Source organism: Vitiosangium sp. GDMCC 1.1324, from assembly GCF_003044305.1.
GTDB lineage: Bacteria > Myxococcota > Myxococcia > Myxococcales > Myxococcaceae > Archangium.
This window is the reverse complement of the sequence record NZ_PZOX01000007.1, coordinates 295,040-307,574: the sequence shown is the minus strand read 5'-3', so window position 1 is coordinate 307,574 and position 12,535 is coordinate 295,040. Positions and strand designations below refer to the sequence as shown.

Sequence of the window (12,535 nt, the reverse complement as noted above, 5' to 3'; positions counted from 1 at the left end):
ACCTTGCAGCCCCAAACAACACCGACCTACCGTCGAGCCTCCTCGAACACGTGGAGACACCCATGGAGAAACCCGGCAGCTGCTGCACGCTCGACCTCGACACCTTCGAGAAGACGAAGGCACACGTGTCCGCCCACCCGGAGGCCGGCAAGGGCCGCTTCGAGACGGTGACGGAGTGGCGGGATGGAGCCCAGGCGGTGACGCGGGCGCGCACCTTCACCCTGGAGACCGACGAGCCCAGCGCGCTGGGCGGCAAGGACCAGCACATCGACCCCATGGAGCTACTGCTGGCTTCGCTGGGCACGTGCCTGACGATTGGATGGGTGACGCAGGCGAGGATGCGCGGGCTGGACTACCGCCACCTGCGCATCAAGGTGAGCGCACCCTTCGACCTGCGCGGCTACCTCAACCTGGACCCGAAGGTGCGCCCCGGATTCTCCGAGCTCCAGTACAGCGTGGAGGTGGACACCGACGCGGACGCCGCCACGCTGGAGGAGATCCGCAAGGCGGCGGAGAAGACCAGCCCGATGTTCGACAACATCCTCAACCCCACGGCCATCTCCGGCCGCGTGATGAAGCTGAGCGGCACGGTGGCGGCCTGAGCTCCTTCGGCGCTCCATGAAAGGGCGGGGTAGAGGACGCCCCGCCCTCCCGGAGACAACCCGGACGCCCGAAGGATGCACGCCGGGCTTGAGTTGGAGGCCCGGACCCCGGAAGGTTGGGGGGAATGGCCACGAAGCACCATATCTACCTGGTCCCCGGATTCTTCGGCTTCGCCAACCTGGGAGAGCTGCTCTACTTCGGGCACGTGCGCGACTACTTCGTAGCGGAGATGGCCCGCCGCGGAGTGGAGGTCGAGGTGGTCCAGGTGATTTCCCACCCCACCGGCTCCATCCGCACGCGCGCCGCGGATCTCCTCCGGGCCATCGAGTCCAGCGCGAAGGACGACGACGGCCCCATCCACCTCATCGGCCACTCCACCGGAGGACTGGACGCGCGGCTCTTCGTCAGCCCGGGCGCCTCCCTGGCCGAGGGCGTCGACGTGGAGCCCTTCGCCCGCCGGGTGCGCACGGTGGTGACGGTGTCCACCCCGCATACGGGCACGCCCCTGGCGTCCTTCTTCCTGGGCCTCTTCGGACAGAAACTGCTGCAACTGCTGTCGCTCTTCACCGTGTACGTGCTGCGCTTCGGACGGCTGCCGCTGACCGTGGCCTTCCGGTTCGGGAGCCTGCTGACGCGCTGGGATGAGCAGCTCGGCTTCCGCCCCACGCTGTTGGATCAACTCTTCGAGCAACTGTTGGGGGACTTCTCCGCCGAGCGCCGGGAGGAGCTGGTCCGCTTCCTGGGCGACGTGGGCAACGACGCCTCGCTCGTCCCCCAGCTCACGCCCGAGGGCATTGATCTCTTCAACGCGGGCACGCAGGACCGGCCCGGAGTGCGCTACGGCTCGGTCATCACCCAGGCCCGGCCGCCCTCGCTGCGCACGCGACTGAGCGCGGGGCTGGACCCGTACGCCCAGCTCACACACACCGTGTACTCGTTCCTCTACGGGCGCACCCAGAACATGCCCCTCACGGCCATTCCCCTGCACACCCCCACGCAGACGGACGCGCTGGTGGAGGCCTACGGGGCGATGCCGGGCCCGCAGGCGTGTGATGGAATCGTCCCGACGCGCTCGCAGGTGTACGGGCGGGTACTGGCGGCGGTGCGCGCGGACCACCTGGACGCCATCGGCCACTTCGACCAGCCGGCGCACCGGCCTCCCCACGTGGACTGGCTCATCTCGGGCTCCGGTTTCCGCCGGCCCCAGTTCGAGAAGCTGTGGCGAACCGTGGTGGACTTCGTCCTGCTGGAGACCTGATACACCACGGTCCCAGCCGTCCACCCGGAGTCCCCCATGCCTTCCCTTCTTCGTGAACCCGCCCCACGTGTCCGCCCGGCACCTGGGGCACTCGTGCTGGCGCTGCTCGCCGTCGTGACGGGCTGTGCCACCACCCCCGAGGCGCGAACCCCGCCGCCCGAGCACGTGCCCGTGCTGTTCGTGCATGGCACCGATGACACGGCGGGATCCTTCTTCGCGATGAGGGATGCGTTCGAGGACGCGGGCTGGCCGAAGGAGCGGCTCCACGCGGTGCGCCTGCACCCCAACAACGGCCAGGTGCCCATCGAGGCGGTGGCCTACCAGATCCGCCGCGCGGCCGAGGGCCTGCGCAAGCGCACCGGGGCCGAGCGCATCGACGTGGTGGCCTTCAGCCAGGGCACGCTGTCCTCGCGCTACTGGATGCAGGAATTGGGGGGCCAGCCACACGTGCGCCGCTTCATCTCCATCTCGGGGCCGCACCACGGCACGAGCGCGGCGAACCTGAGGTCGGACCCGGCCCTGGTGCAGATGCGCCCGGACAGCGACTTCCTGCGAGAGCTCAACCGCCGGGAGAACCCCTTCGGTGACACCGAGGTCTTCTCCTTCTGGACGCCGCTGGATAGCACCATCGTCCCCGCCAACAGCTCGCACCTGCCGGGTGCCACCGAGCGAACCTTCCTCGTGCTGGCGCACCCGTTGATGCTGAGCAGCCCGGCCGTCATCTCCGCGACCGTGGAGACGCTGGCGAAGCCGTCGGGCCCGTAGCGCGAACTGGATTCAGGTGCTGGCCGCGGCCAGCACCTTGCCCACCCACTCTTGGGCGTCCTTGTTGCCCTCCATCAGGAAATCGAAACGCCCGGCCCGGAGCAGCTTCACCAGGGGCTCGTCCCGGGCGATGAGGTCCGGCACTTCCCAGGGAAAGGTGATGCGTGGGGTCTGCGCGGAGAGGAGCTCCCGCAGCGAGCCGGGAGCCGGTGGGCCGAACTCCGCTTCGAGGCGGGCATTGAACTCGGCTTCCTCGCGGATGAGCTCCACCTGGCGCTCCAGGGAGCGTGAGTAGGTGTCGAAGAACCGGTCGACACTCGAGGCAATGGGGAGTGCGTAGAGGTCCTCATAGGTATCGACATTTACAACAGGTTGGATCCCCTGCTCATCCGCCAGCTTGGGGACGGTTGCGTAGTAATAGGCGAGCGCCTGCTCCTTCGCGAAGACGAGCAGATCCTTGAACGGCGCAGACCACTCCTGGCGCCATTCCTTGACCTGGTTCGCGAAAACAGACCCATCTTCCGGCTTGCTCGAGAACAGGAAGAATTCGTCCGTCAATCCGAGGTCTCCCACTCGAGCATGGACGGCGGCAAGGAGAGGATCGCAAGGCAATCCCTCCACGCTCTCTCCAGCCACAGGTGAGAAGGAGCCCGGAGGCTCCTGATACAGCTCTATTCCGTACATCTGGCACACTTGCAGCATACGCTCGAAACCAGGAAGCGAAATCGCAGGTCGCATCTCTCACCCTTTCGCGAGCAACTTCTCGATATCCCTGAGAGCCATCTCGGTAGCCGTATCGAGTGCCGACGTGGATTGTGAATCGTAAAGCACGTCGTACCAACGTTGGAAATGCCGGTCGACGATCTCCGCCATTTGACTCACCTCTTCGGCACTCACTTCAGAAACACCACGTCCGTTCCGAAACTTCGTCCAGAGGATGTTGATGCGACGATGAACTGGCTGCGACACTGCTACGAGGTTGTTCCGAGCATTGATATCTTCTCCAAGGAGAAGGTGGGCGTACTCCAGAGGGCGGCGGTGATGGATTTCATATAAGCCCCTCTTCCCAAGCTTCATGGCCTCGGCGAGCTCTGGATGAAGCTGTCGGAAGCTTGTACGTGCCATCTCCCTGAAGTCTCTCTTCTCATCTGAGCTCAGCGGCGCGCCAATCAGTTCCTCGAGCCGCTTCGCGAGCCTGCTCAACTCGCGCTCCTCGGCCTTGGAGAGCGAACCAGCCCTTCGCAGATCCACCTTCTTCCAGAGGGATTCGAAGGCCTTCCGTTCCGCCGAGGGAAGGCGCTGGAGGAGGGTACTCAACCATCCCCGTGCCCTCGCTCCACCCCGGAGCAGGATCTGCACGAGCTTGGGTGCTACCACCTCGAGGACGATCCCCGCGCCGTGCGCGACCACGCCGCCGATGACCCAGAAGGCCAGTTCCTCCGCACCAATACTCAGCGCCAGCCGCGCGGAATCCGCCACCTCCTCGCGCCACTCCCGCAGGATGGATTCGTGCAGCGCTCGATATTCGGCGATGAGCTCCGCATCCTCGCCGCTCGGTGATTCCGGATGGAGTGTCTCCGCTACCGCCACCCGCCAGATCGCAGTGGACTCACCCGGGCGATGATTCCCCCGCAGCGTCAGGCGCACTTCACGCGGCCCCACCCCGTGCGTGAAGGGCAGCAGCGCCTGGATGAGCTCCCCCTGGAGGCGCTCCCGTGCAGCCGAGCCCACCTCGCGACCCGTGCCCTCGTGAGAACCCGCCTCCCAGCCAGATACCCCGTCATCGTCCAGTGTCACCGTGGCGATGAATGAAGCGTCGCGTCCCGATGGCCCGCCCATGAGGCGCACCATCTCCCCTGCGACTCGGGTCACGGCCGCGTAGGTCTCCACAGAGACCCCCTCGCGCCTCACGGGTTGTGTCTTCGCCTCCGGCGGCTGCGGTACGTCCGAGGACGCACGGAAGTCCACGCTCCAGGCCGACCTCTCCCGATGCAGGGTGAAGATGACCTCCCCTGTCCGCTCGCCCACATAGGAGACGAGAAGGCCCTGGAACCTCTTCGAGAAGGCGGTCTCGTCCACCGGCGCCGCCCGCTCCTGTCCTCCCGTGGTGCGATGGGAAAGCAGGGTCAGCGCCCCACCCCGCGCCCAGAAGCGCACTTCCACCCGTGCGCCCACCTCGTCCACACCGCGGACGAGTCCCCACACCTGTGCCAGCGCGCACCCGGCCTCCGCACGCCGGGCCTCGGACAACTCCGGCTCCGCCTTGCGCTGCTCGCGGAGGAACACCACCCCCGGCGTGCCCTCGGGCACCAGCGCCGAGGAGGGAAGCAGCCCACCGGAGGCCATCGGTCCCGCCGCGCACGCCTGCAGCAGCACGGCCAGACCCAACAACACCCCCCTCATGCTGGCATCCTGGCCCATGGGTCCCTCTCCCCCAGACGACGAGGAGGCGGGAGGATACAAAGAGAGAAAGGAGGCTTGTACGGGAGGAGCGAGCCCCCGCTCCCAACGCATGACCCGCTCCCATCCCGCCCGCCAGGATGCGCGCGGCCCATGTCACGGATTATAGAGGGCCCTCTATCTCTGGAGTTTCTGGAGGGCCATCGCTGATGACACCGGGAAACATGCAGGAGAAGGTCTGCCTCATCACTGGAGCCACCTCGGGCATCGGGCTGGAGTCCGCCCGAGCGCTCGCGCGCCAGGGCGCCACGGTGGTGCTTTCGGGACGTGACCCGGGCCGCGGTGAAGCCGCGCTCGCCGAGGTCCGCCGCACCGTCCCCGACGCGAAGCTGGACCTGTTGCTCGCGGATCTCACCTCGATGGCCTCCGTCCGCAAGCTCGCCGGGGACTTCCAGCGCAAGTACTCGCGGCTGGACGTGCTGCTCAACAACGCGGGCCTCATGCTCGACCGGCGCAAGGTGACCCCGGATGGCTTCGAGGCCACCCTCGCCACCAACCACCTCTCGCACTTCCTGCTCACCCACCTGCTGCTGGACGTGCTCAAGGCCAGCGGCGCCTCCCGCGTGGTGAACGTCGCCTCCGACGCCCACCGCATGGGCTCGCTCGATTTCCTCGACGATCTCCAGGCCGAGCGCGGCTACAGCGGCATGAAGGTCTACGGCAACTCGAAGCTCGCCAACATCCTCTTCACGCGCGGCCTGAAGCGGCGGCTGGAGGGCACGAAGGTCACCACCAACAGCCTGCACCCGGGCGTGGTGCGCACCGGCTTCGGCCTCAACTCCGAGGGCATCTTCAAGCACATCGTGAAGCTGGCCGGGCCCTTCATGCTCTCGGCCGAGGGCGGCGCCCGCACGTCGGTGTACCTGGCCTCCTCGCCCGAGGTGGAAGGCGTGAGCGGCAAGTATTTCGCCAAGAGCAAGGTCGCCAAGGAGTCCAGGGCCGCCCAGGATGACGCCGCCGCCGAGAAGCTGTGGCAGAAGAGCGCCGAGCTGACAGGAGTCGGACGATGATCGAGCTCTACACGTTCACCACGCCCAACGGGCGCAAGATCTCCATCGCGCTGGAGGAGCTGGGGCTGCCCTATAAGGCCCACGTCGTGAACATCACCCAGGGCGAGCAGTTCAAACCCGAGTTCCTCGCCATCAACCCCAACAACAAGATTCCAGCCATCGTGGACCCACAGGGTCCGGACGGGAAGCCGATCTCCGTCTTCGAGTCCGGAGCCATCCTGCTCTACCTGGCGGAGAAGACGGTGAAGCTGCTGCCCGGGACGCCTCGCGGACGCTCCGAGGCGGTGCAGTGGCTGATGTTCCAGATGGGCGGCGTGGGCCCGATGATGGGGCAGCTCAACCACTTCGCCCGCTTCGCCCCGGAGAAGATTCCGTACGCCATCGAGCGCTACACCAAGGAGACCGAGCGCCTCCTGGGCGTGCTGGACAAGCACCTGGCGCAGCGCGAGTTCCTGGCACCGGAGTACTCGGTGGCGGACATCGCCACGTACCCGTGGGTGGCGGGCACGGCGCACTCCTTCCCGGACCTGATGAAGCCGGTGTCCCATGTGCGGCGTTGGCTCGACGCCGTGGGCGCACGCCCGGCGGTCCAGCGCGGCATGAAGGTGCCGGAGCTCAAGTAGCACCCGCGAGGGGCGTGGATATCCTCCACGCCCCCGGTTGTTCTCCCCTGTCATGCCTATGCTCGAGCAGCTCCGTTTCGACAACACGTACGCCCGCCTCCCCGCCGGCTTCGGCGTGGCCCTGCGCCCCACCCCCTTCCCGGACGCCCACCTGGTCAGCGCCAGCCCGAGCGCCCTGCGTCTGCTGGACCTGGAGCCCTCGGAGGCCGCCCGTCCCGAGTTCGTCCAGGCCTTCGGCGGCGCTCGGCCCCTGCCCGGCATGGAGCCCTTCGCGATGGTGTACGCGGGCCACCAGTTCGGGGTGTACGTGCCCCGCCTGGGCGACGGGCGCGCGCTGCTGCTGGGCGAGGTGCTCAACTCCGCGGGCGAGCGGTGGGACGTGCAGCTCAAGGGCTCGGGGCCCACGCCCTACTCGCGCATGGGAGACGGACGCGCGGTGCTGCGCTCCGCCATCCGCGAGTACCTGTGCAGCGAGGCCATGCACGGGCTGGGCATTCCCACCACGCGGGCGCTGTGCGTCCTCGGCGGCGGCGAGCCCGTGTACCGAGAAGAGGTGGAGACCGGCGCCATGCTGGTGCGCCTGTCCCCCTCGCACGTGCGCTTCGGCACCTTCGAGTACTTCCACTACAGCGAGCAGCACGCGCACGTGAAGGCGCTCGCCGACTACGTCCTCGGCCGCCACTTCCCGCACCTCGTGGACGCACCGGAGAAGTACGCCCGCTTCTACGCCGAGGTGGTGGAGCGCACCGCGCGTCTCATCGCCCAATGGCAGGCGGTGGGCTTCGCGCACGGGGTGATGAACACGGACAACATGTCCATCCTCGGGCTCACCCTGGACTACGGGCCCTTCGGCTTCCTCGACGACTTCGACCCGGGCTTCGTCTGCAACCACTCGGACGAGCGGGGCCGCTACGCCTTCGACCAGCAGCCTCGCATCGCGATGTGGAACCTCGCGTGCCTGGGCGAGGCGCTCCTCACCCTCCTCTCCGAGGACGAGGCACGCGCGGCGCTCGGCACCTTCCAGCCCACGTTCGCCACGCACTTCCTCGCCCGCCTGCGCGAGAAGCTGGGCCTGCGCGAGACGCGCGAGGAGGACCGGAACCTCATCGAGTCCCTCTTCGCGCGCATGGCCCAGGCACCGGTGGACTACACGCGCTTCTTCCGCGCGCTGGGCCGCTTCGACTCCTCGCCCGAGGCTCGCAACGAGGCGCTGCGCGACCACTTCGTCGACCGCGAGGGCTTCGACACGTGGGCGGCGGACTACCGCCGACGGCTCGCGGCCGAGGGCAGCCAGGACGCGGAGCGGCGGGCGCGGATGGACCGGGTGAATCCCAAGTACGTGCTGCGCAACTACCTGGCGCAGACGGCCATCGAGCGCGCCCAGGCAGGTGACTTCAGAGAGGTGAACCGGCTGCGCGCGCTGCTCGAGGATCCCTTCTCCGAGCATCCCGAGCACAACGCCTCCGCCGAGCCTCCGCCCACGTGGGGCCGCCACCTCGTGGTGAGCTGCAGCTCCTGAGCGAGCGGGACCGGGCGGAAGGTGCTCCCTGGGATGAGGCATCGGCCGAGGCCCTGGCCCCATCTGGGACGCGCTCACACGAGGCCTGATGCCGGACGCGCCTCGCCGGGGGCCGTCTCCAGGGAGGGCAGGCGCCAGAGGAGTGGCTCCCACTCCTCCCCGGGCCTGAGGGCCGGGCTCGTCACGCTCCGCGGTAACGGGGCCACCTGGGCGTACGCTGGGGCCGGGAGGGGGAGGAACGTGGCCTTCCCTTCCAACACGTGGCTCTCCAAGCGCACGTCGATCCGAACCGCGCCTCCAGGTCCCGCCAGCGCCAGAGCCTGCAGGGCCGCATGGAGCAACTGGCGCGAAAGCACGAGGACGTCGGCCTCGACGTGCACCGGCTCCTGCTCGCCGAGCACCAGCTCGACCCGCTGGCGGAGCGCCTCTTCCCGGAGCAGTCCGAGCAATTCCCGCACCAGCTCGGTGAGCGCGACCGGGCGGCGCTGCCCCTCCTCCAACGAGGCCAGGCTCCGCCAGACGAGCGCCCGGTGACGGATGTCCTGGACGGTCTCCTCGGCGAGCCTCAGCAGGCGGAGGGCATACTCGAAACGGCTCACCGTGGTCTGACGGGCGGCCATCCGAAGCCCCTCGCGCGAGGACTCCCTCAGCCGCTCCACATCCTCGCGCAACACCCGCAGCGCCTGCTCATCCCCGGGAGCCGCCAGTACCTCGCGGATGTCTCTCTCGAGCTGGCGCAGCAGCAACTCCGCCTCGATGCCATGAGCCGCGCAGAGCAACATGTCTCGAAGCCGGCTCGAGACCTCCTGCCGCCGGACCACGGCGCCGAGGCTCCCGGCCACCTTGCCCTCCGCGTCCCGGATGGGAATGCCCTGACAGGTGAAGATCTGGAAACCACCGATGAAGTGCTCGGGCCCCACCACCTCGAAGTAGCCCCCCGTCGCCAGCGGGCTCCCCGAGCCATTGGGGCCACACACCTCCTCCGACAAGAGGGACCCTGGACCTGGTGCCCGCTCGCGTCCGTGCACGCTCTCCTCGTCCCCCAGGATGGAGAGCACGACCGCGTGGGCGTCGCTGATCGTGACCGCATGACGCTCGAGCCCCGCGGCTCTGAAGAGGATGTCCATGTAGGGCCGGGCAGCGGTGATGAGCGCCTGGTGCTGCTCGACGAGCCGCTCGGTGTCCCGCTCCGAGAGCTGCTCCGTCTTCGCCGCTTTGGGGTTCACTCCCAGCTCATGTGAGCGCTCCCAGGCCCGGAGCACGGGCTCGCGAAGCAGCGAGCCGTCGATGCTTCCCGTGGAGACATAGCGGGCCCAGGCCCGTCGGGTGGATTCGGGGGTCGACGTCCGTTCTCTCATACGTTTCCCCGTGAAGCCTCGAGACCTGATTCCGGCGCCTCGCCAGGTACCGCCTCCAGGGTGGGCAGGCGCCAGAGGAGTGGCTCCCGCTCTTCCCCGGGCCTGAGGGCCGGGCTCGTCACACTCTGCGGTAACGGGGCCACCTGGGCGTATGCTGGGGCCGGGAGGGGGAGGAACGTGGCCTTCCCTACCAACAGGTGGCTCTCCAAGCGCACGTCGATCCGGACCACGCCTCCAGGTCCCGCCAGCACCAGGGCCCGCAGGGCCGCATGGAGCAACTGGCGTGAGAGTCTGAGGACGTCGGCCTCGACGTGCACCGGCTCCTGCTCGCCCAGCACCAGCTCGACCCGCTGGTGGAGCGCCTCTTCCCGGAGCAACCCGAGCAGTGCTCGCACCAGCTCGGTGAGCGCCACCGGGCGATGCAGCCCCTCCTCCAACGAGGCCAGGCTCCGCCAGACGAGCGCCCGGTGACGGATGTCATGGACGGTCTCCTCGGCGAGCCTCAGCAGGCGGAGGGCATACTCGAAACGGCTCACCGTGGCCTGACGGGCGGCCACCCGAAGCCCCTCGCGCGAGGACTCCCTCAGCCGGTCCACCTCCTCGCGCAGCACCCGCAGCGCCTGCTCGTCCCCGGGAGCCGCCATCACCTCGCGGATGTCGCTCTTGAGCTGAAGCAGCAGTAACTCCGCCTCGATGCCATGGGCCGCGCAGAGCAGCATGTCGCGAAGCCGGCTCGAGGCCTCCGGCCGCCGGACCACGGCGCTGAGGCTCCCGGCCACCTTGCCCTTCGCGTCCCAGATGGGGATGCCCTGACAGGTGAAGGGATGGAAGACCCCGATGAAGTGCTCGGGCCCCACCACCTCGAAGTAGCCACTCGTCGCCAGCGCAGTCCCCAGGCCATTGGGGCCACACACCTCTTCCGACATGAGGGATCCTGGACCTGGTGCCTGCTCGCGTCCGTGCACGATCGCCTCGTCCCCCAGGATGGAGAGCACGACCGCATGGGCGTCACTGAGCATGACTGCATGACGCTCGAGCCCCGCGGCCCTGAAGAGGACGTCCATGTAGGGCCAGGCAGCGGTGATGAGCGCCTGCTGCTGCGCGAGGAGCCGCTCGGTGTCCCGCTCGGAAAGCCGCTCCGGCTTCGCCGCCTTGGGGTTCACCCCCAGCTCATGCGCCCGCGCCCAGGCCCGGAGCACGGGCTCGCGAAGCAGTGAGCCATTGATGATTCCCGTGGAGACGTAGCGGGCCCAGACCTGCCGGGTAGATTCGCTGGTCAACGCTCATCCTCGCTTGCAGAGGGTTGGGAAGGCATCGGCTCCAATCCGCACGCGAGTCACGCGCCCGGCATGGGGTCAACAGGAAGGGTGGGCAGGTGCCAGAGGAGTGGCTCGCGCTCCTCCCCGAGACTGAGGGCCGGGCTCGTCACGCTCTGCGGCAGCGGGGCCACCTGGGCGTGCTCCGAGGCCGGGAGGGGGAGGAAGGTGGCCTTCCCTACCAACAGATGGCTCTCCATGCGCACGTCGATTCGGACCGCGCCTCCAGGTCCCGCCAGCGCCAGGGCCTGCAGGGCCGCATGGAGCAGTCGGCGCGAGAGCACGAGGGCATCGGCCTCGACGTGCACCGGCTCCTGCTCGCCGAGCACCAGCTCGACCCGCTGGCGGAGCGCCTCTTCCTGGAGCAGCCCGAGCAATTCCCGCACCAGCTCGGTGAGCGCCACCGGGCGGCGCTGCCCCTCCTCCAACAAGGCCAGGCTCCGCCAGACGTGCGCCCGGTGACGGATGTGATGGGCGGTCTCCTCGGCGAGCCTCAGCAGGCGGAGGGCATACTCCAAACGGCTCACCGTGGTCTGACGGGCGCCCATCCGGAGCCCCTCGCGCGAGGAGTCCCTCAGCCGGTCCACCTCCTCGCGCAACACCCGCAGCGCCTGCTCGTCCCCAGGAGCTGCCATCACCTCGCGGATGTTGCTCTCGAGCTGGCGCAGAAGCAACCCCGCCTCGATGCCATGGGCCGCGCAGAGCAGCATGTCGCGAAGCCGGCTCGAGGCCTCCGGCCGCCGGACCGCGACGCCGAGGCTCCCGGCCACCTTGCCCTCCGCGTCCCGGATGGGGATGCCCTGACAGGTGTAGATATGGAACCCACCGATGAAGTGCTCGGGCCCCACCACCTCGAAGTAGCCGCTCGTCGCCAGTGGGGTCCCCATGCCATTGGGGCCACACATCTCCTCCGACATGAGGGACCCTGGACCTGGTATCCGCTCGCGTCCGTGCAAGGTCTCCTCGTCCCCCAGGATGGAGAGCATGACCGCCTGGGCGTCGCACAGGTCGATCGCATGGCGCTCGAGCCCCGCGGCCCAGGAGAGGACTTCCATGTAGGGCCGGGCAACGGTGATGAGCGCCTGCTGCTGGTCGAAAAGCCGCTCGGTCTCCAGCGCCGAGAGCTGCTCCGCCTTCGCCGCCTTGGGGTTCACCCCCAGCTCATGCGCCCGCTCCCAGGCCCGGAGTACGGGCTCGCGAAGCAGCGAGTCGTCGATGCTTCCCGTGGAGACGTAGCGGGCCCAGGCCCGTCGGGTGGATTCGGAGGTCGACGTTCGCTCTCGCGTACCGAGGGGGTGGGTAGGCATCCGCTTCAGTCCTCACAGTCCGCGCGCGAATCCCGCGCTGGGCCATGGACTCAACAAGACAGAGTGCCTCCCTCGTGCCCCGCCCCTTCCGCTCCCTGCCCGCCCGAAAGCCCCGCATCCTGCGTTGCCCCCGTCGCGTCCGTCACGCCCGCCAGCAACCCACTGCTCGATGAGCTCGTCCGGCCATCCCAGACCCTGGGCCGATGCACCCATGATCAATGTGTCAACCCTCGCTCGCAGAGGGTGTGGGCAGACGTTGAATCCAGTCCGCACTCGAATCACGCGTCCGGCATGGGGTTATCAGGACATGGAATCT

11 protein-coding genes are annotated in these 12,535 nt (G+C 68.4%); 6 read left to right on the top strand and 5 right to left on the bottom strand.

From position 1 onward, the window contains the following. The first annotated feature begins 62 nt into the window (after window positions 1-62). From DAT35_RS22370 to DAT35_RS22360, 3 genes are all read left to right on the top strand, one after another. Window positions 63-602 carry an OsmC family protein gene (locus DAT35_RS22370; RefSeq protein WP_158501828.1) on the top strand — a complete coding sequence of 180 codons (540 nt, stop codon included), beginning with the start codon at window positions 63-65 and terminating at the stop codon, window positions 600-602. 125 nt (window positions 603-727) lie between these two features. After that, complete coding sequence (locus tag DAT35_RS22365; RefSeq protein WP_108069131.1) at window positions 728-1,861, top strand: triacylglycerol lipase; 1,134 nt, start codon at window positions 728-730, stop codon at window positions 1,859-1,861. 36 nt (window positions 1,862-1,897) lie between these two features. Next, entirely contained in the window at window positions 1,898-2,626 is a 729-nt protein-coding gene (locus DAT35_RS22360; protein WP_108069130.1) for a triacylglycerol lipase, read from the top strand. 12 nt (window positions 2,627-2,638) lie between these two features. Here the strand turns inward: DAT35_RS22360 and DAT35_RS22355 are convergent, their stop codons facing one another. Next, window positions 2,639-3,184 (bottom strand): hypothetical protein, encoded by a 546-nt coding sequence (locus DAT35_RS22355; protein WP_108069129.1) that lies wholly within the window; start codon window positions 3,182-3,184, stop codon window positions 2,639-2,641. Window positions 3,185-3,367: 183 nt separating this feature from the next. After that, the gene (locus DAT35_RS22350; RefSeq protein WP_108069128.1) at window positions 3,368-5,047 is read right to left on the bottom strand and encodes a hypothetical protein; all 1,680 of its coding nucleotides are present in this window, start codon (window positions 5,045-5,047) and stop codon (window positions 3,368-3,370) included. Window positions 5,048-5,235: 188 nt separating this feature from the next. Here DAT35_RS22350 and DAT35_RS22345 point away from each other — a divergent pair, with 188 nt between their 5' ends. From DAT35_RS22345 to DAT35_RS22335, 3 genes are read left to right on the top strand one after another with little or no spacing between them, the layout of a single operon-like run. Continuing rightward, window positions 5,236-6,096: an SDR family oxidoreductase gene (locus tag DAT35_RS22345; RefSeq protein ID WP_233261637.1), complete on the top strand. Its 861-nt coding sequence runs from the start codon at window positions 5,236-5,238 to the stop codon at window positions 6,094-6,096. After that, window positions 6,093-6,719: a glutathione S-transferase N-terminal domain-containing protein gene (locus tag DAT35_RS22340; protein WP_108069127.1), complete on the top strand. Its 627-nt coding sequence runs from the start codon at window positions 6,093-6,095 to the stop codon at window positions 6,717-6,719. Before DAT35_RS22345 ends, DAT35_RS22340 begins: the two co-directional genes overlap by 4 nt. A 52-nt stretch (window positions 6,720-6,771) precedes the next feature. Further along, window positions 6,772-8,238 (top strand): YdiU family protein, encoded by a 1,467-nt coding sequence (locus DAT35_RS22335; RefSeq protein ID WP_108069126.1) that lies wholly within the window; start codon window positions 6,772-6,774, stop codon window positions 8,236-8,238. 74 nt (window positions 8,239-8,312) lie between these two features. On the opposite strand, the gene DAT35_RS22330 is transcribed toward DAT35_RS22335, so the two are convergent. The 3 genes from DAT35_RS22330 to DAT35_RS22320 are packed head-to-tail and all read right to left on the bottom strand — an operon-like array spanning window position 8,313 to window position 12,219. Beyond that, entirely contained in the window at window positions 8,313-9,596 is a 1,284-nt protein-coding gene (locus DAT35_RS22330) for a phytochrome sensor protein (RefSeq protein WP_108069125.1), read from the bottom strand. Further along, window positions 9,593-10,876: a phytochrome sensor protein gene (locus DAT35_RS22325; RefSeq protein WP_108069124.1), complete on the bottom strand. Its 1,284-nt coding sequence runs from the start codon at window positions 10,874-10,876 to the stop codon at window positions 9,593-9,595. The genes DAT35_RS22330 and DAT35_RS22325 overlap by 4 nt, the downstream gene beginning before the upstream one ends. Before the next feature lie 56 nt (window positions 10,877-10,932). Beyond that, complete coding sequence (locus tag DAT35_RS22320) at window positions 10,933-12,219, bottom strand: phytochrome sensor protein (RefSeq protein WP_108069123.1); 1,287 nt, start codon at window positions 12,217-12,219, stop codon at window positions 10,933-10,935. Between the last annotated feature and the right edge of the window lie 316 nt (window positions 12,220-12,535).